The organism is Pedobacter caeni (genome assembly GCF_900129215.1).
Taxonomy (GTDB): Bacteria; Bacteroidota; Bacteroidia; order Sphingobacteriales; family Sphingobacteriaceae; genus Pedobacter; species Pedobacter caeni.
On sequence record NZ_FQUQ01000006.1, the window covers coordinates 112614 to 135526 of the forward strand.

The following is a 22913-nucleotide window of genomic DNA, read 5'->3' on the forward strand; positions in this document are numbered from 1 at the left end:
AGAAGATCGAAAAATTTAATAAAAAAACAAAATAGCTAATTGATCACAATTTTAAACTTTTAAAATAATCAAAAATGAAAACAAAAAATTTAACCATTGTATTGGTACATGGGGCTTGGTCGGATGGTTCTAATTGGAGACATATTATTCCGCTGTTGCACAAAGAAGGATATAAAGTCAGGAGTGTCCAGAATCCCCTAACTTCTTTAGAGGACGATATCCAAACAACAAATGATTTAATTGATGCGCAAGATGGCAAGGTTTTGTTGGTAGGTCATTCCTATGGGGGAGCAGTAATTTCCGGCGCCGGAAATAATGACAAGGTAGTAGGAATGGTTTACGTTGCAGCATTTGCACCCGACAAAGGAGAGAGTTTAGGGAGTATATCCGCAGAAAAGATAGAGCAGCCGTCTGGAAGAACAAGCATCTATCCTGATAGCAAAGGCTTTTTATGGATTAAATATGATGAACACCACAAAAGTTTTTGCCAGGACTTAGATGAAACTAATGCCTTGGTGGCCTCCCTGGCACAAAAACCAATCCACAGTAAATGTTTTGTTGGAATCATGGGCGATCCAGCCTGGAGGAATAAACCTACCTGGTATCAGGTGTCTTCAAACGATCAAATGATTTTGCCAGAAACACAGAGAGAAATGGCAGAAAGAATGAAACCTAAAAAAATAATTTATTTAGAAGCCAGCCACTTTTCATTAGCTTCCAAACCTCAAGAAGTAGCTCAGCTGATTCTAGAAGCTGCAAAATCATCCGAAATTTCTAATCTGCACCGCTAGAGTTTTCAGAAAAAGGTCCTGGTTTTACCAATGAAAACCATCAACTTCTGATTGAGTTACCTTTCATCACAGAAATAAATCATTAATTTATAAATATGTCAACACCTACCAATATGATTAAACCATTTTCAGTCAATGTTCCACAACAAGTTCTGGATGATCTAAAATTAAGGTTAAATCTAACCCGATGGCCAGATCGGATAACAGGATCCGATTGGAATTATGGCACTGATCTTTCTTACTTGAAAGAACTGACAAAATATTGGCAGAAAACATTTGATTGGCGAAAAGTTGAAACTGAAATCAATTCTTATCCCAATTTCATGGCTGATATTGATGGGCACCAGATTCATTTTATGCATATCAAAGGAAAGGGTAAGCGGTCAGTACCATTGATAATTACCCATGGATGGCCTGGCTCTTTTCTGGAAATGATGAAACTAATCCCCCTATTGACTGAAAACCCTTACTTTTCTTTTGACTTGGTGATCCCTTCTATTCCAGGATTTGGCTTTTCCAGTAAAATTATTCATCCCGGTTGCAACAGCGAATTTGTTGCTGACATTTGGCATCAGTTAATGATGGAACTTGGGTATCATCGTTATGGAGCACAGGGTGGTGACATAGGTGCGGGGATCAGCACATGGTTGTCTTTAAAATATCCATCTAATATTATTGGTTTGCACCTCAACTATATCTCTGGCTCTTATAAGCCCTATATAGCGGATGGTGAACAGCTTTCTGAAGAAGTATTAGCTTTTCAGAAAGCCGGAGCGGAATGGTCTGCCAGAGAAGGTGCATATGCATATATGCACGCTACGAAACCATTGACAGCTGCATATGGGTTAAATGATTCTCCTGTTGGATTATGTGCATGGATCGTTGAAAAATTCAAGGGCTGGAGTGATAATAATGGAAATATTGAAAATACTTTTACCAAAGATGAGCTGCTCGCCAATATCACCTTATACTGGATCACACAAACCATACATTCTTCTATGCGGATTTATAACGAAAACAGTAAAAAACCATTGGTATTTAAAAAAAATGAATATGTAACAGTGCCAGTTGGCTTTGCTAAATTTCCAAAAGAATTGCCAACTCCACCCCGGTCATATATTGAAAGAGGCTTTAATATCCGACATTGGACAACAATGCCCGCTGGCGGGCACTTTGCTGCAATGGAACAACCAGAATTGCTTTCAAAAGATATTACAGATTTCTTCTCAAGATTGGGTTAATCGACATAATACCACCAAAAGAAGAAGGTTCTTCAGCCTTAAAATTAAGAATACGATTTTTTAGATTAGTTCTGGCCTTTTGATTTAAATCAGCATTTTTCTTCTCAACCACCACGTTTAACTCCTTAGCTAAGGAGATGATTTTCGCAAGACGTTCCTCGTTATTGGAGAAATAAAAAAGCAGGATGTTTATAAAAACAATCCTGCTTAATGTGTTAATGGAGTTTTTATATTGAAAAAAGTGCCCTCATATTAGTATATACACATTACTGATTTGACTTTTCAACTTCTTGACTATCTCAATGGTATATTCTACTGAGCATACAAAAGCATATAAGATTTGCCAGGTTATTCTGTCCCCAGGTAAAAAGCTGGCTTTTTCTTGAATGCTTGTTTGCACACAGAGGAACAAAAGCCAAATACTGTTCCTTTGTAATTCAACGTGTCTGAATAGACTGCTGATAAGGACATACCACAAACCGGGTCTTTGTCGTTATCAATCTTTATTTTAGTAGATGATGGGTTTTCAGGATGTAGTAGCGGTGCTATAGCACTGTTGTACATAGAACGCATGCTTTCTACAGTATTTTTATCAGTATTCTGTTCACTGCCACCTTTGACTGGTGGCTGTGGATCATATTCCAGGTCCAGCATGACCATTTGGGTATACTTTTCACCCATGATTTCATTGATCATTTCCAGGCTCATGTCAATACCCGCGGAAACACCAGCACTCGTCCAGTATTTGCCACTTTTTACATACCGTTTATTTTCAGAGGCTACCCCAAATTGATCCTTCAGTACTTGCTTTCCAAACCAATGCGTGGTGGCCTGATGATCTTTTAATAAACCGGTAGCAGCTAGGATCCAGGCACCGGTGCACACGCTTGTGGTATATTTAGAGTGGAGGTCGATCGCTTTTATCCAGTTCAGCAAGACGGTATCTTTTGTAGCCATGTAACTTTCGTTCAGTCCGCCTGGAATAACCAGGATATCTAACTGCTTTACCTCAGCGATCGAGGAGTCACACTGCACTTTCAGTCCCTCTCCTGTAGTGATGAGTCCTTTATGCCGTCCCACAAAAAACACCTTAGCGCCCATCAGTTCGCTCAATACATGGTAGGGGCCCATCGCATCCAGAACAGCGTAATTATCATAAAGCAAAATACCCACTGTCTTAATCTTCACTTTAGGCTCAGGAAAACTAATATCCATCTGTTCAGTATGTTTTGTTGTTGTTGTTTCTAGATCGTTTGTTTTGTTTTTACAAGCTGCAAGCATTAAGATCATGGTGGCAGCAAAAATCAGTTTTTTCATAATTATTATTGTTTAATTGTTTAAAAATTAGCAATCAGGGTCACTCCATAGGTTCTTGGGCTTCCCAACAAGAATGCATTAAAAGAGCCATAAGCTATGTACTTTTTATCCATGAGGTTTTGTGCCCAAAAGTTCAGTTCAAAATATTTTGTACTGATGCCCGCTTTTGCATTGAATAAACTGTAAGCAGGCTGGTTTTTATTATTAATAAAATCAAATTCGTATGAACCCAGATAGCGATATTCCCCCCTGATAAATGCAGATAGTTTTTGCTTGCCGCCTGTGAAGCCATAGGTGTATTGCGCAGCAAGCATAGAACTGACAGGTGGCGTATTGATCGGTTTATTCCCTTTAAAGTTGATCACTTTACCTGCGTCTGCACTGTACAATAACAGCGATGCATAGCGCGCATGGGAATAACTGGCGTTCCAGTCGATCTGCAAACCTTTTACGGGCAGTGCCGTGACTTCAAGTTCCACACCCTTGTTGTGCATTTCGCCCACGTTCAGGATTAATTCATTGATACCATCCATTGCTGTGCTGATCTGCTGGTTATGCTGTTCGAAGTAAAAAGTAGTCAGGTTTAATTTCAGCTTATTGTCCAAGAACGTGTTTTTCCAGCCGATCTCGTAATTATCAGAATGCTCGGGTTGGTAAGGAACCTGGGCAGGATCGGTCGCGTTGGTATTCAAACCGCCTGCACGGAAACCACGTGCATAACTGCCGTACAATAACATGTTGTCCTGTAACTTATAACTAAGCACAACCTTTGGTGTTGCTGCATTGAAGTTCGCCTTGTAATCCTGCTTTGGCGAGGAGATTACCGGATCACCAACCTTCTCATAGTCTGTGTATTGGCTGAGACTACGGGTCTCGTGGTCATAGCGGATACCTGCAGTAAAGTCCAGTTTGTTTGTGATTGCATAGGTTGCTTGTCCAAAGAAGGCGTAACCTTTGTTATTACCCTTGCTGAAACTGGTGTTCATGAACGGGGCATTGGTAGCTTTAGGATCGAGTAACACATAATCCGGCCCGAAGAACGTAATTGCATCTATGCGCGTGTTTTGTGTGAATCCGTAGGCTCCTGCTACCCATTTAAGCCGGCTCTTACTTGCCGATGGTGAGGTAAATCTAATTTCCTGCGAAAAAACATGCTGTCGCTGATCGGGTGCGTTACTTAGGGCATCTAAAGGACTGAAGTCATAATCAACACCCCTTCCCTCGTAATAAGCATGCCAGTCAATATAAGCAGATACCGAAGTAAAATTAAAATCCTTTCCGTAATAATTGGCGGCTAAAGAAGTATTGAAGTTTTTCCTGCGCTCTACGTTGGTGTTATTTGTGTTCACCTGGTAAGGTTTAGACAAAACTTCATCAATTGAGACCAGCCAAGGAAAGCTGCCGCGGTCATTGTCATCTTCTAATTTTGCATTTAGTGCAAGTGACCAGGCCGCCGATGGCAGGTAACGCAAGTTGAAGTTACCAGAGTAATCCTCTCTCCGGTCAAAGCCGCTTTTAGTAAATTCGTTGTAATAAATCGATCCTCGGTGATTATAGGTAAAAGAACCACTGGCAAAAAGTTTATTGACGATAATCGGGTTTGACAAGCTGGCTGTATAACGCTGTTGTCCGTAATTACCAAAAGTGGTTTCAAAATAGCCGCTTGGCTTTTTACCGGGTTGTTTTGTGGTGATATTTACCACACCACCAAAAGCATTACGGCCATACAATGTCCCCTGCGGTCCACGTAGGATCTCGATACTTTGTACATCATTGAACAAAGGCGGTGCAGAAAAATAATCAAACTGGTATACACCATCCACATATGTGGCTACAGCTTGTTCACCGGAAAAACCCATCACCCCGCGTATGTTGAAGAAATTAGAACTGGTGCTGTTACCATGTTCAACGGTAAACAAGTTGGGCGCAATAGCGGTCAGGTTGGTAATATCCCAAAGACGATAGTCCCTGATCTGCTTGGCATCCAAAGAAGTAATAGCCGCGGGAACTTTTTGAATATCCTGCTGCATATTATCTGCGGTCACGACCACTTCGTTCAGTTGCTGACTGGAAGCCTGAAGTCGAACCATTAAATTGTTAGGCCACTTATTGGTCACTTTAAGATTTTTAAATTGAGTGGCAAAACCAACAGCGCTTATTGATAACTGATAATTTCCCTCTGTTAAAATGAGGTTAAACCTACCTTCCTTATCAGAAGTGGTGACTTTTGTGCTGTTTAAAACACTAATGGTAGCTAGTGGTACCGGTTCTCCAGTTTGCGTTTTGATTGTTCCATCAATGCTTTGAGCAAAAGTTGCACTGGAAAATAAGAGTATAAATATCGTATATAGGAGTTTCATAATATCGCTTAATAGCATAGTTAAAGGCGCAGCCCATTTTGAGCAGCCTCTTCCAAATGTCAAATAATGTTGCGTGCAAACAGTACATATAAACTGTTCGTATCGGCACAATAAAAAAGAAAGTATTAAGCGATCTCCTTGGGTGGTATAAAGATGGTGTCAATATAGCGGCTGCTATAAATACATACATATTCAGGAAATGAAATGTTAAGTGTAAGATCGTTAATCAGTGGCAAAAAAATAATGTCTGATTTTTGGGGGAAGGGTATATCTGAATTACTTAAACGAACTTTATCAGCTTCTTTTTTTTCGTTTTCCTCAGCCGCTTTAAGCTTTTTCATCATCTGACATTTGCCTTGACAATGCATTTTTGGCCTGGACTTATTTTCACAATTATTAGCATACTTTGCGGTATTGATATAATAATCTGCAAGCACAAATGTCCTACTGAATATTTGAGCAAGCAAGGCTGCAAATAACATAAATACAGTAAGCCGATAATATCGTGTTTTTGTCTTCAAAAGATATATAAATGTATGTTGTTATTTAGTTACTTACAAATGAATTTCTGGGCAACTATGTTTCGTTAAAATTGCCATCCTCCTATGGCTCTGTAAAAATTGGCAGTAGCGATCAGCTGTTGAAGTTTATCATTTACTCCAGCGAGTTGCGCTGCCAATAAATTTTGTTCAGACGTCAATACATCAGTGTAATTAGTTTTAGATGTGTACTTTAGTAATTCCATATTAGCATCTACTGCTCTTACAAGGGTTTCTATTTGCTGCTTTCTGGTATATTCTTTAGCAACTGCTTTCTGATAAGAATATAATGCATTGGATACTTCACTCCCTGCTGTTAGAACACTTTTTTCGTAAGCCAGATACGCTTGTTCTTTCTGTGCATCGGAAACCTTTAGTTGGGCGCGCTTGGTACCTTTGGCTAAAATCACTTGGTTCAATACCCCACTTGCGGAATACATAAAGGAGTTACGAAAAAAGTCTTTTATTGAAAAAGCAGAGAGGCCAAATGCCGCGGTGATATTCAGCGATGGAAAAAGATCTGCCTTAGCTAAATTCCTTATTTCAAATGCATTTTGATAATTATATTCAGCCATCTGAACATCAGGCCTGTTTCTTACCATCTGTAGAGGAACGCCTGTTTTCAAGTCAGAATAAACAATTTGTTCATCGATATTACCTCGCTCAATTGTTAGAGAAGCTTCTCCCATCAATAATGCAAGCGCATTTTCGACATTCTTGATGTTCAATTCTATGTCAGGGACAGAAACTTGTGCTGCATATAGATTTGCTTCACTTTGAGTTACATCTGCTCCTGTTAAAATAGCGGTTTCTTTTAATGCTTTTACGGTTTCAAATTGTCTTTTTCTGATTTCAATTGTATAAATGGTTATTTTAAGCTGTTTATCAAATGCCAGTAATTGATAATAAAGCGCAGCGGTTTGACTTACCAATTGTGTGTGAATAGCTCTTTTAGATGCATCACTAGCTAGAAGCGCCGCATAGGCAGCTCTTTTAGCAGAAGCCAGTTTTCCCCATATATCTATTTCCCAACCGATATTGATACCTAATTGAATATTCTCCATATGCTGTGTGGGGAAAAGAGAATTAGCTTGTGCAGCCGGACTACTTTTAGAAGTCGTTGTTATAGGACCTCCATTTATAGCAGGCAAAAGGGCCATCTGGCTTTGCTTGAAATAGGCATCAGACTGTTTAATTCTGGAAATTGCAATTTTCAGATCCAGATTATTCTGAACTGTTTTTCTGATAATATTCTGTAGGTTGACATCAGTAAAAATTTTATCCCAGGATACGTTGGCTGTAGATAAACTATCTGTTACATTAGTTTTCCCATATAATCTATTTAACTTATCTTTTGAAATTTCAGGTTTTTGATATGGCTGTATTACTTTACATGAAACAATCAGCATGGATACAGAACATATAAAAAGCAATAGGTTGTTTTTTCTCTTCATTTTTTAATCCGTTAGTTGTTCTCTATACCTATATTTTGTACGTTCTTAAAGGAAATTTTTTCATGTAAGAACTGAAATGCCACAAACAGTACCGGGATGAAGAATATTCCGAAGATGGTTCCGAAAAGCATCCCTCCGATAGAAGCAATACCAATAGCATTGTTTCCAATTGATCCGGCACCTGATGCTATAGCTAACGGTACAAGTCCAAAAATAAAAGCGAACGATGTCATCAGGATCGGGCGTAATCGTTGTTGAGCTCCTCGAAGTGCAGCCTTTCCTATTGATAGCCCGCTTAATCTGGCAGCATGTGCAAATTCTACAATAAGAATTGCATTTTTAGCCAATAGCCCGATCAGCATGATCAAGGAAATCTGCGTATAGATATTGTTAGTTGTGCCAGTAATCCAGGTAAAGAATGATGCGCCTGCCAATCCAAATGGCAATGATAGCATTACAGCAAAGGGGAGCATATAACTTTCGTACTGTGCGCAAAGCAGAAAATATACGAAAATACAACAAAGTGCAAATATCATCATAGTCTGACTTCCTGCATTAACTTCTTCTCTGGTTAAACCCGAAAATTCGTAACCATAACCGGGCCGTATTACTTGGGCAGCGACTTCCTCTACTGCCTTTATAGCATCTCCTGAACTGTATCCCGGATTAGGTGTACCATTTACCAAAACTGAAGTAAATAGATTGAAACGGCTTATACTCTCTGGTCCGTATACTCTTTTCAGTGTAATAAACCTGTTAATGGGAGCCATAGTACCATTCTTGCTTCTAACTTTCATTTCATTGAAGCTTTCTACATTTGCTTTCTGGTCAGGCGGTGCCTGGTAAATAACACGGTATTGCTTCCCGAATAAATTGATATTGGATGCATAAACTCCGCCAAAATATCCCTGAATAACACTCAATACATCTGAAACGGAATAACCGGCATTTTTAATTTCAGCAACATTTAGATCGATAAGGTATTGCGGGAAATTGGGGTTAAATGAAGTATAGGCTTTCTGTATTTCGGGCCGTTTCTTTAACGCGTCGATAAAATCAGTGGTTACTTTATTCAGGTCATCGATTGTTCCTCCTTTTTGATCCTGAAGTTGCATCTCAAATCCTGCAACATTACCAAAGCCCTGAAGTGTTGGTTTGCCAAAGAAAATAATCCTGGCATCTTTTATCCCTGCTGTTTGAGCATACAATTTTCCAATTACTGCAGACAGGGACTGTTGCTTGTCTTTTCTTTGCGTCCATGTTTTAAGTTTTACAATTATTCTTCCGTAATTACTGCCGATACCACTGATCGTACCTCTTCCAGAGGATTTCATTACATGATCTACTTCTGGTATTTTATTAACTATTTTTTCAACCTCTGTCAATACTTTTTCGGTTCTTTCTTCAGAAGCACCTAATGGCAGTGCTATATCGGAAAATATAATACCCATATCTTCACTCGGTACGAATGCTTTAGGGGTAGACACCATAAGCCAGCAAAATAAACCTGTAAAACTAAGTAATGCGGCCAGTGTTAACCATCTTCTTTTCAATAAGAAACTTACTCCCTTTGTGTACTTCATAGTAGTCACCTGGAATGCTGTATTGAAATTTGAGAAGAATCGTTGAATAAATCTTTTATTCTTTACATCGTGTCCTGCATGGGGTTTCAAAAATAATGCACAAAGTGCTGGGCTTAATGTTAATGCATTAACGGCTGATAGTATAATGGCAATGGCAAGCGTTAAACCAAACTGCTTGTAGAAAACACCAGCAGAACCGGTGATGAAACTAACCGGAATAAATACTGCCGACATCACTAAGGTAATACTAATAATAGCTCCTGATATATTATTCATTGCAGAAATGGCGGCCTGCCTTGAGGATTTCTCACCATTTTCCAGCTTAAAGTGAACGGCCTCGACAACCACAATTGCATCATCGACTACAATACCAACGGCAAGAATCAATGCAAATAATGTTAAAAGGTTAATGGTAAATCCGAGCAGATTTAAAAAGAAGAATGTTCCAATAATTGCTACAGGTACAGCAATTGCAGGTATCAATGTTGATCTCCAATCTTGCAGGAATATATATACCACAATGAATACTAAGATGAAGGCTTCAAATAATGTGGAGAGTACCTTCTGAATAGAGGCGTCCAGGAACTCATTGGCATTAACCATTGTAATATAACTGATACCTTTAGGAAAGGTTTTTGAGGCATTCTCCAGCACTGAAACACATTCATTAATTACTTCCTGGGCATTGGAACCAGCAGTTTGTGCTATAGCTACGCCAACTGCGGCCTTTCCATCTGTAAATGTATTCCCCGAATAATCCTGAGCGCCAAGCTCTATCCTGGCAACATCTTTAAGTCTCAGAACTCGCCCTCCTATATTTCCTTTAAGCACAATATTCTCAAACTCCGGAATACTGCTTAGACGTCCTTTGTACTTCAGGGTATATTCAAAGCTTTGTTTACCCTGGTTTCCAATCTTACCAGGAGCGGCCTCAATGTTTTGTTCATTAAGAACCGTACTGATATCGCTTGGCACCAGTCCATAGGCAGCCATTTTATCTGGATATAACCAGATTCTCATAGAATAATCTTTGGTCCCGAATATGGCCACATCTCCAACCCCACTGACCCTCTTCATTTTAGGGATAATATTGATATTTATGTAGTTCTGCAAAAAGATCTGGTCATATTGGGAGTTATCACTCTCTAACGCATAAATAAGTACATTTGAGCTTTGCGTTTTTACAACGGTTACCCCAGCCTGTATTACTTCTTTAGGTAAAAGGCTGTTTGCACGGGAAACCCTATTTTGTACATTTACAGCTGCAATATCTGGGTTTACCCCCTGTTTGAAAAATATGGAAACCGACGCATTTCCGTCATTAGTGGCCGAAGAAGATATATAGGTCATTCCCTCTACACCATTAATCTGCTCTTCTAAAGGCACGATCACACTCTTTAATACAACATCTGCATTAGCCCCCATGTAGTTGGCATTAACCACTACTGTTGGCGGGGCAATATCTGGATATTGAGACACTGGGAGACTGACAATACCTAAAATACCAAGAATCACAATGATTATAGATATTACGGTAGAAAGTATTGGTCTCTCTATAAATTTTTTAAACATGTTTATAAATAGATTATAAGTATTATTCCTTAGTTTGAATTTTTAGCTGGCATTTTATTGAATGGAGATCAGGCTGGTTTGTTTAGGAATTATTTCAGTTCCTTCTTTCAGACTACCAACACCTTCCACAACAACTTTATCACCAGCTTTCAGCCCGGATTCTACGGCATAGGTTACACCATCCTGAAGCCGGACGACTTCTATTTCTATTGATTTCACTTTGTTGTCTTTTTCTATTATATATACAAAGGTTTTTCCTTGCATTTCATAAGTGGATTTCTGTGGAATAATAATTGCTTTTTCAAGATATGCAGGGAGCATAAGTGTAGCACTATACCCGCTTCGGATCAATCCATTTTCATTATGGAAAGTGGCACGCATCATAAACGATCCTGTTTCCGGATCTACCTGACCACTTATTGATTCAATTCTTCCTTTATCTTTGTATTCACTACCATCTGATAAAACCAAACTAACTGTTGGTGCATTTTTGAGCTTTTCGGGAATACTTTCTCCTATTGAATGTTTCAGAAATTTTAACATTTGTCTTTCATTAACTGAAAAATAGGCATAGATACTTCTGATATCAGACACTGTAGTCAAAGGCTCCTGGGTTGTACTGCTTACATGGCTTCCATTTCGATGTGGTAATGGCCCTACATAACCTGTTACCGGGCTTGTAATCAGCGTATAGCCTTGATTTACTTTTGCAATATTTAAATTAGCTTGTGCCTGAGCAAGATTAGCCTGTTTTGCTTGTAAAGCCAACATAGCAGATTGTAGCTCGTATTTGGAAACAATGTCCTTGTCGACTAAAGACTGTGCTTTGGTTACCTGCATCTGAGCTGTAGCAACCTCTGTCTGTGCACTTTTTATAGCAGCTTCTGCAACTTTTACCTGTTGTTCATATTGGGGGTTGCGGATTCTGAAAAGAGATTGTCCTTGTTTAACATACGCTCCTTCATCAATGTATACATCTTCTATAAATCCATCGATTTTCGGACGTATTTCGATATTTTGTTTCCCTTGTAATCTTGCAGGAAATTCTTCATAAACTATGGCTTTCCTCTCTTCAACTGTTATAAACTGATATGGATTAGGTTCTTGCTGCTGATATGTGACAGTTGATTTTGGGCCTCCATTTTTGCAGGAAAAATTAATGGCTATAAGAAATAAACCTGATACTAAGAAAATTGTATTTTTCATTCTCGTCATAATAAATATTTATTCAGTCATAAGAAGTCAATTTGATTTCAAAGCCTGTTATCGTTCTTGTAGTAAATTTTCACGAATTATCGCGTCGGATTTATGAAGTAATGATATCCGATGCGAAATTAGAAATCCATTTATGGCTGCAAATGGACTCTTCATTGTAATGTTTGGACAAATCAAGGTTGTCTTACCGAAAGCCACCAAAGATGACTACTGGCTCACTTGCTATTGACAACAATCCTATTGAGGGCAGTATCAGAGGCCTTTCCCTGGGAAGAAAGAATTACTTATTCTGCGGTTCCCATGATGGAGCGCAAAGAAGTGTCATGCTATATTCTTTCATGGGAACATGCAAATTGCAAGGCATTAATCCCATGGTTGGCTGATGTGCTGAAAAAAATAAATAATCATCCACCGGTACAGATACAGGAACTGCTACCCCATAAATGGAAAAAATAAACGAAGACCTTCTGGAAAGCACAAAAGAGCTTGTTTAAGATCTCTTTTGATCAAATCATAAACTCCTTTCAGCCATGAATCACCACTCTGGTGTTAGCTTACGAATTAATGAGGGAAGCACAAAGGTTGTTGCGCTATTCAGATCTTGCAAGAAAAGAAATAGCTAATGTATTGGGGGTTGAAGACGCACAATACTTCAATCGGTTATTCAGTAAAATCATCAGGATTTCCCCTGGAGAATTTAGAAAGTAAAATATCTCACTATTTATAATCTGAACTTTGAAATCTTTAGATTTGTCTTTCCTTGCATCAGCGATATCAGAATTACGAATATTCGCCTTCTACATTCCTAACTTCAGGAAGGCTTACAAAATGTAGCAACATTTAAACTATATTTTGATTCTCAAATAGATTTATTTAATGTTTACTTTTTAACTCATGATTTTTCATCATTTTTTTCCGGATAATGGTCTTCTGCCCATTGGTCCAAAGTAACCAGTATTGGTAGCAGAGCCGCACCTGCAGCAGTCAGATTGTAGTCTACTCGTGCAGGGAATCCAGGGATAAAGGTCTTCTCAATTAAATTGGTTTTCTCAAGCTCTTTCAATTGCCGACCTAAAGTCTGGTCGGTTATTTTGTCTGATAATGCCAACTTTAGTAAGCTGAATCTATTGATATTTTCTGATATGTAGATCAAAATTATACCTTTCCATCGCCCGGATATTAGATCGAGTCCTTCATTCAATTTACAGACTCTATGTAGAAATTCTTTATTTATGGAATTTGTTGAGTCCTCTTTTTTCATATGACTGTCTTTTTTGTGAGTAACTCTCAATTTAGGGAGTATGGCTTTGTGAAAATGCATTTATCTAGATTTGCTAAAAATAGTTATAAAATGATGAAAGTAATAACATTAAACGGTTTCGGAACCACAGATAATTTTGAGCTGAAAGAACTTGAAATGCCCAAAATGCAGTCTGATGAGGTACTTATAAGCATAGAGGCGAGCGCCTTTAATCCCATAGATTATCAGATGAGGAGCGGGCAGAGAGAGAAAGCATTAATGATGGGTTCAATAATGGGGATAGAATTTTCAGGCGTTATTGTGGATTTAGGAAAAGATGTTGTTGGATTCCAAGTCGGCGATGAAGTGATGTCTTGTTCGATACTTAGAGGCTCAAATGGTACTTATGCAGAATACATATCTCTCCCATATCAGGAACTTGTCCTTAAACCAAAAAATATAAACTTTGCCGCAGCTGCGTCTTTACCAGTTGCTGCATTAACCGCAAAGGCATGCCTGACTAGAATGAACTGCAAAAATGATGATCACCTATTTATTAACGGGGCGTCTGGAGGAGTAGGTAGATTATTAATCTCCCTACTTAAATACCATGATTTTAAAAATATAGTGGTAACAGCAGGAAATCCTAACAGTGTAGCTGTACTTAAGGGACTTGGTGTTACTGAAGAAAACATCATAGATTATCATGAGCAAGGTTTAGAGGAGAAAATCCTCCGTATGAATAATGGAAATTTGTACGATCATGTTGTGGATTTAGTGGGTGGACCTATTTCGGAAGTAACAGCGCAGATATTGAGGGTAAATGGAAATTATGTTGATGTCACCTTTCACGGTACTAAATTGACACATGAAATATTATTTGACAAAGCTGCCACAATACTCAATATAGCCGAATATGCAAATATTTACTTAAATCAACAGCTTAGACCACTTGCTAGTATAGTTAGCGAAGGTAAAATTACGGTGCCAGAAGTAAATGTTGTGGGAAACTTTAGCGTAGAAACTGTAAAAGAGGCACATCGCTTAATGGAAAGTAACCTTACTTTTGGAAGAAAGTTAGTAATGATAAATCGTTAAAAAGAACACCAATGTGCTTGCTTCTACATATACCGGTAAGTACTTGTTTCCTGGAGTTATAGATGGGCAGCAGCATTTCCCTGAGCCCGGACTGACATATAAGGGTGATAAGTATACCGAAAGTAAAGCGGCCGACACAGTGATTGAGCGAATGAGACAGCGACTGCGTTGCCTTGAGGGAAGCACATTATATAAAAAGAGAAAACAAATCGTTGAACCGGTCTTTGGAATCATAAAAGAAGTCTTAGGCTTTAGGCGATTTTTACTCAAAGGAGAACAACACACCAATAACGACTGGTTATTGGTGTGTATTGGATATAAGCTAAAACATCCTTTAAAGCTTACAATGACACCTGAAATTACCATGGTTTCATTGTAAGGAGTATAGCTAAATTAACGGGATATTTTAACAGGATGTTCATGGTTGCTTCGTTTTGTGCAAATACCTGTGAGATTCCGGGCCTTATAATTGTCAGAATTTTTGAATTACCTTTGTGCCAGTGGCAACAGAACTAAAGAACTATTTGAATGACAAAAATCCATGACCTTCCATTTCATAAACTTGATTTAAGTACCACAATAGGCGTAGAACTTCAATATTTTGAAATGGATGATTCTTCTGATTCCAAAATGGAAGCTATGGGTGCCCACCGGGATGACCATTATTTGTTTTTTTTAGTGGAAAAAGGACATGCCTCTATTCAGGTTGAGTTTAAGGAAAGGCAGTGTCAAGCAAGAACATTATTCTATGTAATACCATCTCAGGTCCATCACCGAATCAATCATAAAGAAGCTACCGGATGGATCTTACAAGTAGACCCTTCTCTAATCCCATTGAGTTACATTGATATTTTTGATCACCTTTCATTTTCTAAAGAACCTCATTTATTGAACACAGTTCAGTTTAAAGAGTGGAAAGGGATACTTAAACTAATGGACACAAAAATCCAGGAAGACCAAGACGATCCCTTATATATTCCGATCGTTCATGCAATGCTTCAGTTGTTCCTGGCTATGACCGCTAAATGCTTCAATACCAAGCCAGATATGAGTCTGAAGTTATCCCGGCCCATTGAAATTTCCCAACAGTTCAAAAGGCTGGTGACAGAAAACTTCCGCACGATCAAAAAGCCTTCCTCATACGCAAACAAGTTAAATGTTTCTGAATCCTATTTGAACGAAGTGGTAAAAAAGGTAACTGGATTCCCGGTAAGTTTTTGGATAAACCAGGAAGTTATATTGGAAGCAAAAAGGCAGCTTTACTACAGCCAATTAGACATCAAGGGAATTTCAATCTTATTGGGATATGATGATCAATCTTACTTTTCCCGGTTCTTTAAAAAAATTACAGGAACCTCAGCGGTAGCGTTTCGTGCCAAATACCGAAAATAGTGCTAACATTGCGATCCTCTTGCCATTTAAATAGTCCGTAGATCTCAGTCACTTTGCATGTACTAAATACAATCGTATATGCAAAAAAATGACAAGATTCCTGTCATGACGGATTCTATAACAGCTTTAAGGTACCGGGATTTCCGGATTTATATTGGAACGCGTTTCTTTTTCACCTTCGCATATCAGATGCAAACTGTGATCATAGGCTTTTATATCTATCACTTAACAAAAAGTGTTTTTCTCCTGGGATTATTTGGGCTTTTTGAAGCTATACCTGCAATCACCATTGCGCTCTATGGTGGGTACATTGCCGATAAATCTGAAAAACGGAAGATGCTGCTCTGTATTTATATGGCTATACTATTCTGCTCTATCATCATGTTTAGCGTAACGCTGACCGGTGTAAGTATCTATGTATCCAGGGCAGGAGTAATAAGAATCATATTCTTTCTCATTTTCTGTAATGGAATAGCCCGGGCATTTTTAGGGCCTGCTAATTTTACGATCTATGCAGATAGTTTGCCCAAAGAAGCATATGCAAATGGAAACAGCTGGAATAGCACAGCGAGGCAGGCAGGCTCTATTCTCGGGCCAGCAGCGGGCGGTATCGTTTACGGGTATTTTGGAATCACTGCTGCATTAGGCTTAATTGTCCTATTTATTTTAATTGCACTGGTCATAGCATCATTCCTTAAGAAATTCCCACCTGTTTTTACACCAAAAGATAATTTGTGGAAAAGTCTGGCAGAGGGTATACAGTTTGTTTTTAGAAATAAAATGATGCTTGGTGCGATGAGCCTTGATCTGTTCTCCGTATTTTTTGGAGGTTTCGTAGCCCTGCTGCCAGTGTTCGCAAACGATATACTAAAAGTTGGCCCCCAAGGACTGGGAATCATGAGGGCAGCAAGTTCTGCAGGGGCAATTTTGGTGATGCTGCTAATGACAAAATATTCTCTCATGAACAGACCTTGGCGGAATCTTCTTTTGGCCATCACAGGTTTTGGTTTATCCATCGTCTGCTTTGGCTTCTCCAAAAATTTCTACTTATCGCTTTTTCTTCTTTTTGCCAGTGGCGGATTTGACAGCATAAATATGTTGATCCGTGGCACCATTATGCAACTATTAACACCAGATGCCATGCGCGGCCGGGTATCAGCAGTTACCTCTATGTTTATAGACTCCTCCAATGAAATCGGAGACTTTGAATCTGGCACACTCGCTGGCTTTATCGGTACAGTTCCAACAGTAATCTTAGGGGGATGCATGACTTTAACTGTAGTTATAATTACCTATTGTAAAACCAAAAAGTACATACCTTTCTCCCTTGAAGATATTCATCCCAAGATTTAAATGTCATGAAACTATTCAATCATATCATAATAGTAACCTATTGTTTACAACTATTTCGACGCTCACTTTGGCACAAACGGATACAAAAACTCAGCTCATTGGAACTGTGATTGACTCTGTTACATACACTGGAACTGATTTCGCTACCATTAGTTTATTTAAACAAGGTGCTAACGAACCTTTTACCCAGATCAGTAGAGACTCAAAGGGTGAATTTAAGTTCCAATCGATTCCTCAGGGTAAGTATCGCCTTATTGTTGATGTGAGCATTTTAAAGGAAGTTACTATTCAAGCGAAAGTGCCGGTCTTGGGAGAGTAGGGCTGATAAACTAGTGTACAACGTAACTGCTGATGGAACCTCCCAAAGTGGTTATATAAAAGCTATTTGTCTGAATGACTTTTGCCCGGATTCCTTCTGCCTTGCAACCACCTGCATCAACTGAAGGACGTTGAAAACGCAGTACCACATCACTCACAGGGACTGTTGAGCTAAATTTATCGCTGATGATCATATTTCCGGCAAGATATTTCCCTGAAATCTTAGTCAGCTTTGCCGTAACCGCACCATAAAATAATTGTTTTCTCTTTACTGAATACCTGGCTTTTCTGTATTCTTTTTCAGCTAAAAAGCTAGTTTTTAGCTGAAAAAGCACACGTATTTTATTTTTTGCTTATTATTGTAATAAAAAAAAGATAAAATACGCGATCAACCGTATCGGCCTTGTTTTTTTTAGAAAAGCAGACAGCTGTCTAGCGTTCGAGGTGATCTACGGACGGTGGAGAATGTATCTTAGAGCAAAACCAATATTTCAATGAATGTGATCAATTGTTTGGGTAAAATAATTCCAATTATGAAAAAGATCCTTTTCAATATGGTAGTCATATCACTATCTACATTTGTTGCTTTTCACTCGAAGGCTCAAATGAAAAAAAACGATAATTGTGATCCTTTTGATGCTGTCGTAAACAACCATGATCAGATCTTTCAGTCTTCAGGTATTCCTTCAGCTATCGAATTGGTTTTAAAGTATTGTAGAGCAGTGGATACTAATTTTTATAAGTTACAAAATGAATGGCAAAACAAAACCGATGGTTCTTTCCGTGACTTTGACAATAAAAAATTATATGGAATTACTTTTACCCAAAAATTCAAATTACCTCGGGATGCAAATTTTCCGATAGATAGTATTTTTCGAACTATAGAAAAAGAATTAAGGTTTGGTAAAAAGGTAATTATAGCATTGCAACTGGAGACGGGCTGGCCTATTTTTGTCGTTCATAAACAAACTCCGAATGGAGAATTTGTTTCATACAGCAAACTTGGAAGCCATACTTTAATAATTAGAAATACAAAAGAAATTGTCAAAAGGTCCAACGGTACGGAGATAATGACTTACATCACTTCGCCTCGTTTGTAGCGAGCTTTCTTTATTGCTCTTAATCATCAAAAATAATTCAAATTATGAAAAAGATCCTTTTTAGTTTGATCGTACTCATATCCACATCTTTTATTTTTCAATTGAAGGCTCAAGCACAAAAGACAGATAGTTTTGATTTTTTTGAAACTGTCGTAAATAACCACGATCAGCTTTTTGAATTGTCTTGCATTCCATCTGCTGTCGAAATGGTACTAAAGTATTATAAAGTCGTAGATCTCGATTTTTACGACTTACAAAATAAATGGAAAAACAAAAATGACGGTTCCTTCCGGGACTTTCACAATAAAGAATTATACGGCATCACTTTCTCTCAAAAATTTGTTTTACCCCGGGATGCGAGCTTTCCGATGGACAGCCTTTTCCAAACTATTGAAAAAGAATTGAGGGCTAAGAAAAAAGTTATCATTTCGCTTCCTGCGGACAGGGGCTGGCATATGTTTGTCATATGCAAACAAACTCCGGACGGAGACTTTGTTTCATATAGCAAACTTGGAAGCCATACTTTGATACTTAGAAACACAAAAAAAATCGTAAAACAGTCTAATGGTACGGAGATCATGACTTGCAGCATTCGCCCTTGATCACAATTGATCAGTTGCAGAAGATTACAACTAAACTTTGGTTTTTTTGTAACCCAAATTATTAAAAACTCATGTCAATATGCACCGTAGTGTTAGCTTACATATAGTTGTTGCATTTCCTTTTTGCCATTTATTTCTTTTAATCTTTCAAATACATAGCCTGCCTTACTGTTTTTAATACTGATTTTTTCTTCTACTGTTTGCTTTATGCTATTGTAAAAATAAACGTTTCCCAGCTCCGTCTGCATAATAGAAAGTTCTTTGTGCCCGCCTGATAGGCAAGCACCTGCTACTTCCCCGCAACAGGGTTAGATGGAATTTTTAAGGCATCGTATCGCTGGGAAGATCTGTATCTTTTTAATTATAATGCTAACCTTGTTCAGGTTTGTGGTCACTGAAACTAAAATATCCTTCTTCCAGCATAATAGGATACGTTGTTTTTTCTTTTCCCTCGCCAAATACCAGCGAAATCAGGGCTTTCTGTTCCACTTTGCAGGATAGACGAAACTGATTATTTTGTATCGTTACTGTACATAGTACCCGACTAACTTCTCCGGATTCATCAACCAGAGAAACAAGCTGTCCGTTTTTCCCGGAAACTATACCCGTAAGCACGAACAACTTTAAGGGGGCCTTTGCCGCAACAATGAGCAGGACCACCAAGGGCAGTACGCCAATTAACTATTTATAACAACCATCTTATGCTCTATTTACACAGATTGGTAATTTTATCTTCAAGCTCTTTTCCCGTAAGGTTGCTGGCTATAATTTTACCGCTCTGATCAATGATCACATTTGCAGGAATACCAAATATGGGATAGGTTTTGCTAGTTCGGCGGTACTCATGGCGCCAGCTAGTGAGATCAGCATCTTGCCTCCATCGGTTAGATGTGCCTTGTAACCCTTTGCTGCATCAACTACCGATGCTGAATTGAAGTGTAGAAAGTTCTTCTCCAGGAACTGGGAGACTGCTCCTATTTTTCTCATTGTGTATTTAAATTAATGTGATGTTACTAATTTTAGGCCTAAAATGGATCCCACAAGGGTCGTTATAAAGAAGATTCTCCAAAAAGTAACGGGGTCTTTGAACACGATGATACCTACTAAAACCGTCCCAACTGCACCAATTCCAGTCCATACCGTATAAGCTGTACCGATAGGTAGCGTTTGTGTAGCTTTCATTAGTAGTAGCATACTGATTGCAAGAAATATAATGAAACCAGCGTACCAACTGTAAACTGCTGTCCCTGTGGCAAGTTTTGCTTTGCCTAAGCATGACGCGAATGCGACCTCGAAAATGCCCGCAATAATTAATATGATCCAATTCATTGTTTTGTGATTAAACCACAAAGTTGAAGAATCGATTCCTTCTTAAATTTTACAAATGATAAAAAAGGAATTTATTTTAGTTCAGCCCTTATACGACTCAGGCTAACTTGGGTAATACCAAGATATGATGCTATTAGTCCTAACTGTACTCTTTGTATCAGGTCTGGATTACTGGCCACTAATACTGTGTACCGCTCCAAAGCAGTATGGAACTGTTGCGAGATCAAGCGCTCCTCTGTTTTGACTAGTTCAAGTTCAGCGAAGCGGCGGCCCCAGTTGGAAATATGGATATCTTCAGAAAATAGTTTTTTAAGAGCCGCTGTGTTTAGCTTGTAGAGTTCACTGTACTCTAGCAACTGTATACTTTCATAACCTTTGAGATCGTTGATATAGCTCTGCATAGACATTGCAGTTTCTCCCTCGCTACCGAACCAAAAAGTATGCTCCTTTTCTGGTTTAATGGAGAAAGCACGAACAATACCTTTTTTGATAAAGTAGATACTCCTTTCCACTTTTTCTTCTCGGAGCAGGATATGTCCCTTGGGAAATGTCACCTCGGTAACCAGATCTCTTAGCTTGGCTTTTGAATCCTTTGGCAACAGGTAGATGGCATCTAAGATTTCATCTAAATTCATTTAAAATATTAATAGGTTTTGGATGTTTGTTTTAGCTCTCATCTTTTCAAGGAATAATCTATAAAAATCGCTAATTGCATTGACAATTAATTTAACAAATGTTAAAAAAATAACCCAGACAAATAAGTCCGGAAATATACTCGAATGAAGCTGATACTTGAAAAGTGTTTGTTATCTAATTTGTAGAAAAACTCAATTTCGTTCGCTGACGGCACTTGAGAAACTATATGTAAGTTCCACCTTAAATGGCGTTTTAACACCTAAACAGGGGCGCAATACATTTAAGCAGGGATAAGGTTAACGATGTCAATTTTACCCCTCATTAGTATGAGTATAATATCTAAAGTTACAGATTCATGACCAGGACATATATTTTTAGTTTATTTGCGTTAAAACTGTGTAAGTATAGCCTGTAATCGCATACTATTTTTTCTAGGAATAAAAGAATATATGCGCCAAATAACTACCCAAACATTTAATGACTTGTATTCTGATTGGTTTGATTTCCATGACTTGAGATCGTATGAACAAAGATAAAGGATCTGAGTGGATTGGATGGCCTGAAGTCCGTTAACGGACCGAGCGGATACGCCATAACTATCGGACATAATGAGAATATGGTATCCCTGCACGGGCTTGAGCAACTTAGCTCCTCAACTGAAGGGATACAGATTAACTACAATAAAAACATTGCAGATTTTTGTGCGTTGAAGTTATTAATGAACAGCTATAAAAGTTACTTTTTGGCTTTGGATAATAAAATTATGATGGATGCGCAAATTCTGCAGAATACATGTAAATAAACATCGTTGGGTATTAGAACTGGCACAAAAAGGGCAAAAATTTTCTAAGCCTGAAGACTTATTGAAAAATCTATATGTATTTGAATTCCTTGTAGTTCCCTGGAACAAATCCTTATTGGAAAAAGACTTAGAATCAAAACTTATACGGCATATAGAAGACTTTTCGCCAACTTAAAGTACCTTACCTGAATGAAAGAAAATGGGATTTATAATTTTAACAACGTTTTGATCGAACTTTTTTTCTGTTTCGAAATAGGGACCTTCTGACCGCCATAATCCATAACCAGGTATCCGGAATCTTCATTCAAAATGCTCGTCACATGTGCTTTGTTTACCAAATGCGACTGGTGACATCGTATAAATCCGTAAGGGCTCAGCAATTCATCATACTCATATAAGGGTTTTGAAATCAGATGTTCCGTCCCATTGATCAAAAAAAACGTGGTATAGTTATTCGAAGAGCTGCAGCGGACAATATCCCTTACCGGAACCAAATAAGTTTCTTTCAGGCTGGGCAAAGCGATTTTCTGCTGCTCATCCGGCAAGGTTCTGTCTAACAGTTTAAGCAGGTTATTTAGTCGCAGGTTATGTCTTTTGGCAATAACCGATTGGGCGATTCTCGAGACCGTAATTTTAAGCTCCGCAATATTTATTGGTTTCAGCAGATAGTCCAGTGCTGAAAATTTAACCGCCATGATCCCGTAATCATCGTAAGCGGTGACAAAAACAACATCAAAAGAAGGATCTTCTATCGACCTCAAAAGATCAAAGCCGTTCTTTCCAGGCATGTCTATATCAAGAAAAACCACGTCCGGTTCTAATTCCAGGATCTGCTCTTTTGCCTCATCTGCACTTATCGCTGTGGCCACAACCTCAATATCTTCACAGTGACGGACAAGTAAAGCTTGTAAGTTATCTATATTGATGCGCTCATCGTCGACTATTATTGCAGTTATCATTTAATTATTGAT

23 protein-coding genes and 1 pseudogene are annotated in these 22913 nt (G+C 38.4%); 10 read left to right on the forward strand and 14 right to left on the reverse strand.

All coding sequences use genetic code 11. The features are described from left to right. Positions 1–74: 74 nt before the first annotated feature. Positions 75–791 carry an alpha/beta fold hydrolase gene (locus BUC20_RS27550; protein WP_073236023.1) on the forward strand — a complete coding sequence of 239 codons (717 nt, stop codon included), beginning with the start codon at positions 75–77 and terminating at the stop codon, positions 789–791. A 113-nt stretch (positions 792–904) separates the two neighbouring features. Further along, the gene (locus BUC20_RS27555) at positions 905–2032 is read left to right on the forward strand and encodes an epoxide hydrolase family protein (protein ID WP_073236026.1); all 1128 of its coding nucleotides are present in this window, start codon (positions 905–907) and stop codon (positions 2030–2032) included. Between the two features lie 348 nt (positions 2033–2380). On the opposite strand, the gene BUC20_RS27560 is transcribed toward BUC20_RS27555, so the two are convergent. The 6 genes from BUC20_RS27560 to BUC20_RS27585 form a co-directional block, all read right to left on the reverse strand. Next, complete coding sequence (locus BUC20_RS27560) at positions 2381–3349, reverse strand: DJ-1/PfpI family protein (protein ID WP_073236028.1); 969 nt, start codon at positions 3347–3349, stop codon at positions 2381–2383. 20 nt (positions 3350–3369) lie between these two features. Continuing rightward, the gene (locus tag BUC20_RS27565; RefSeq protein WP_073236031.1) at positions 3370–5709 is read right to left on the reverse strand and encodes a TonB-dependent receptor; all 2340 of its coding nucleotides are present in this window, start codon (positions 5707–5709) and stop codon (positions 3370–3372) included. Positions 5710–5834: 125 nt separating this feature from the next. Next, a complete protein-coding gene (locus BUC20_RS27570; RefSeq protein ID WP_073236034.1) occupies positions 5835–6191 on the reverse strand; it encodes a hypothetical protein in 357 nt (118 codons plus the stop codon). A gap of 104 nt (positions 6192–6295) precedes the next feature. Further along, entirely contained in the window at positions 6296–7702 is a 1407-nt protein-coding gene (locus BUC20_RS27575; RefSeq protein ID WP_073236037.1) for a TolC family protein, read from the reverse strand. 11 nt (positions 7703–7713) lie between these two features. Beyond that, on the reverse strand, positions 7714–10857 hold the full coding sequence (locus tag BUC20_RS27580) for an efflux RND transporter permease subunit (protein WP_073236039.1): 3144 nt from the start codon (positions 10855–10857) through the stop codon (positions 7714–7716). A gap of 54 nt (positions 10858–10911) precedes the next feature. Further along, entirely contained in the window at positions 10912–12063 is a 1152-nt protein-coding gene (locus BUC20_RS27585; protein WP_200801054.1) for an efflux RND transporter periplasmic adaptor subunit, read from the reverse strand. A gap of 212 nt (positions 12064–12275) precedes the next feature. Here BUC20_RS27585 and BUC20_RS27590 point away from each other — a divergent pair, with 212 nt between their 5' ends. Both BUC20_RS27590 and BUC20_RS33820 read left to right on the forward strand, forming a co-directional pair. After that, positions 12276–12455, forward strand: a complete 180-nt coding sequence (locus BUC20_RS27590) for an IS66 family transposase (RefSeq protein ID WP_073236045.1) — start codon at positions 12276–12278, stop codon at positions 12453–12455. A gap of 181 nt (positions 12456–12636) precedes the next feature. Further along, positions 12637–12780 (forward strand): helix-turn-helix domain-containing protein, encoded by a 144-nt coding sequence (locus tag BUC20_RS33820; protein ID WP_143166942.1) that lies wholly within the window; start codon positions 12637–12639, stop codon positions 12778–12780. Between the two features lie 184 nt (positions 12781–12964). Here BUC20_RS33820 and BUC20_RS27600 read toward each other — a convergent pair whose 3' ends face one another. Next, positions 12965–13333, reverse strand: coding sequence for a winged helix-turn-helix transcriptional regulator (locus BUC20_RS27600; protein WP_073236674.1), 369 nt, complete (start codon positions 13331–13333; stop codon positions 12965–12967). Positions 13334–13423: 90 nt separating this feature from the next. Here BUC20_RS27600 and BUC20_RS27605 point away from each other — a divergent pair, with 90 nt between their 5' ends. From BUC20_RS27605 to BUC20_RS27620, 4 genes are all read left to right on the forward strand, one after another. After that, positions 13424–14410, forward strand: a complete 987-nt coding sequence (locus BUC20_RS27605) for a quinone oxidoreductase family protein (protein ID WP_159441171.1) — start codon at positions 13424–13426, stop codon at positions 14408–14410. Between the two features lie 13 nt (positions 14411–14423). After that, a complete protein-coding gene (locus BUC20_RS34340) occupies positions 14424–14789 on the forward strand; it encodes a transposase (protein WP_143166943.1) in 366 nt (121 codons plus the stop codon). 149 nt (positions 14790–14938) lie between these two features. Beyond that, a complete protein-coding gene (locus tag BUC20_RS27615) occupies positions 14939–15802 on the forward strand; it encodes a helix-turn-helix domain-containing protein (RefSeq protein ID WP_073236048.1) in 864 nt (287 codons plus the stop codon). A gap of 78 nt (positions 15803–15880) precedes the next feature. Next, positions 15881–17155: an MFS transporter gene (locus BUC20_RS27620; protein ID WP_073236051.1), complete on the forward strand. Its 1275-nt coding sequence runs from the start codon at positions 15881–15883 to the stop codon at positions 17153–17155. A gap of 329 nt (positions 17156–17484) precedes the next feature. Here the strand turns inward: BUC20_RS27620 and BUC20_RS27630 are convergent, their stop codons facing one another. Continuing rightward, positions 17485–17808 carry a hypothetical protein gene (locus BUC20_RS27630; protein WP_073236057.1) on the reverse strand — a complete coding sequence of 108 codons (324 nt, stop codon included), beginning with the start codon at positions 17806–17808 and terminating at the stop codon, positions 17485–17487. Between the two features lie 198 nt (positions 17809–18006). Here BUC20_RS27630 and BUC20_RS27635 point away from each other — a divergent pair, with 198 nt between their 5' ends. Next, positions 18007–18573 carry a hypothetical protein gene (locus BUC20_RS27635; protein WP_073236060.1) on the forward strand — a complete coding sequence of 189 codons (567 nt, stop codon included), beginning with the start codon at positions 18007–18009 and terminating at the stop codon, positions 18571–18573. A gap of 44 nt (positions 18574–18617) precedes the next feature. Further along, positions 18618–19175 carry a hypothetical protein gene (locus tag BUC20_RS27640; protein WP_073236063.1) on the forward strand — a complete coding sequence of 186 codons (558 nt, stop codon included), beginning with the start codon at positions 18618–18620 and terminating at the stop codon, positions 19173–19175. A 92-nt stretch (positions 19176–19267) separates the two neighbouring features. On the opposite strand, the gene BUC20_RS34000 is transcribed toward BUC20_RS27640, so the two are convergent. From BUC20_RS34000 to BUC20_RS27670, 6 genes and pseudogenes are all read right to left on the reverse strand, one after another. Next, positions 19268–19423 (reverse strand): hypothetical protein, encoded by a 156-nt coding sequence (locus BUC20_RS34000; protein ID WP_159441172.1) that lies wholly within the window; start codon positions 19421–19423, stop codon positions 19268–19270. Between the two features lie 121 nt (positions 19424–19544). Further along, complete coding sequence (locus BUC20_RS27645; protein ID WP_143166944.1) at positions 19545–19790, reverse strand: hypothetical protein; 246 nt, start codon at positions 19788–19790, stop codon at positions 19545–19547. Between the two features lie 213 nt (positions 19791–20003). Then, positions 20004–20162, reverse strand: a pseudogene (locus BUC20_RS34480) (deoxyhypusine synthase family protein); the annotation flags it as partial. 12 nt (positions 20163–20174) lie between these two features. Further along, positions 20175–20504 (reverse strand): DMT family transporter, encoded by a 330-nt coding sequence (locus BUC20_RS27655; protein WP_073236072.1) that lies wholly within the window; start codon positions 20502–20504, stop codon positions 20175–20177. Positions 20505–20575: 71 nt separating this feature from the next. Beyond that, entirely contained in the window at positions 20576–21139 is a 564-nt protein-coding gene (locus tag BUC20_RS27660; protein WP_073236074.1) for a Crp/Fnr family transcriptional regulator, read from the reverse strand. A gap of 1009 nt (positions 21140–22148) precedes the next feature. Further along, entirely contained in the window at positions 22149–22901 is a 753-nt protein-coding gene (locus BUC20_RS27670) for a LytR/AlgR family response regulator transcription factor (RefSeq protein WP_073236080.1), read from the reverse strand. Positions 22902–22913 lie beyond the last annotated feature (12 nt).

Bases quoted from the DNA above. Each gene is read 5' to 3' on its own strand.
- BUC20_RS27655 (WP_073236072.1), bottom strand. From the start codon at position 20,504: ATGAATTGGATCATATTAATTATTGCGGGCATTTTCGAGGTCGCATTC.
- BUC20_RS27570 (WP_073236034.1), bottom strand. From the start codon at position 6,191: ATGTTATTTGCAGCCTTGCTTGCTCAAATATTCAGTAGGACATTTGTG.
- BUC20_RS27580 (WP_073236039.1), bottom strand. From the start codon at position 10,857: ATGTTTAAAAAATTTATAGAGAGACCAATACTTTCTACCGTAATATCT.
- BUC20_RS33820 (WP_143166942.1), top strand. From the start codon at position 12,637: ATGAGGGAAGCACAAAGGTTGTTGCGCTATTCAGATCTTGCAAGAAAA.
- BUC20_RS34000 (WP_159441172.1), bottom strand. From the start codon at position 19,423: ATGCAGACGGAGCTGGGAAACGTTTATTTTTACAATAGCATAAAGCAA.
- BUC20_RS27575 (WP_073236037.1), bottom strand. From the start codon at position 7,702: ATGAAGAGAAAAAACAACCTATTGCTTTTTATATGTTCTGTATCCATG.
- BUC20_RS27550 (WP_073236023.1), top strand. From the start codon at position 75: ATGAAAACAAAAAATTTAACCATTGTATTGGTACATGGGGCTTGGTCG.
- BUC20_RS27615 (WP_073236048.1), top strand. From the start codon at position 14,939: ATGACAAAAATCCATGACCTTCCATTTCATAAACTTGATTTAAGTACC.
- BUC20_RS27565 (WP_073236031.1), bottom strand. From the start codon at position 5,709: ATGAAACTCCTATATACGATATTTATACTCTTATTTTCCAGTGCAACT.
- BUC20_RS27560 (WP_073236028.1), bottom strand. From the start codon at position 3,349: ATGAAAAAACTGATTTTTGCTGCCACCATGATCTTAATGCTTGCAGCT.
- BUC20_RS27585 (WP_200801054.1), bottom strand. From the start codon at position 12,063: ATGAAAAATACAATTTTCTTAGTATCAGGTTTATTTCTTATAGCCATT.
- BUC20_RS27670 (WP_073236080.1), bottom strand. From the start codon at position 22,901: ATGATAACTGCAATAATAGTCGACGATGAGCGCATCAATATAGATAAC.
- BUC20_RS27555 (WP_073236026.1), top strand. From the start codon at position 905: ATGATTAAACCATTTTCAGTCAATGTTCCACAACAAGTTCTGGATGAT.
- BUC20_RS27635 (WP_073236060.1), top strand. From the start codon at position 18,007: ATGAAAAAGATCCTTTTCAATATGGTAGTCATATCACTATCTACATTT.
- BUC20_RS27660 (WP_073236074.1), bottom strand. From the start codon at position 21,139: ATGAATTTAGATGAAATCTTAGATGCCATCTACCTGTTGCCAAAGGAT.
- BUC20_RS27640 (WP_073236063.1), top strand. From the start codon at position 18,618: ATGAAAAAGATCCTTTTTAGTTTGATCGTACTCATATCCACATCTTTT.
- BUC20_RS27620 (WP_073236051.1), top strand. From the start codon at position 15,881: ATGCAAAAAAATGACAAGATTCCTGTCATGACGGATTCTATAACAGCT.
- BUC20_RS27600 (WP_073236674.1), bottom strand. From the start codon at position 13,333: ATGAAAAAAGAGGACTCAACAAATTCCATAAATAAAGAATTTCTACAT.
- BUC20_RS27590 (WP_073236045.1), top strand. From the start codon at position 12,276: ATGACTACTGGCTCACTTGCTATTGACAACAATCCTATTGAGGGCAGT.
- BUC20_RS27605 (WP_159441171.1), top strand. From the start codon at position 13,424: ATGATGAAAGTAATAACATTAAACGGTTTCGGAACCACAGATAATTTT.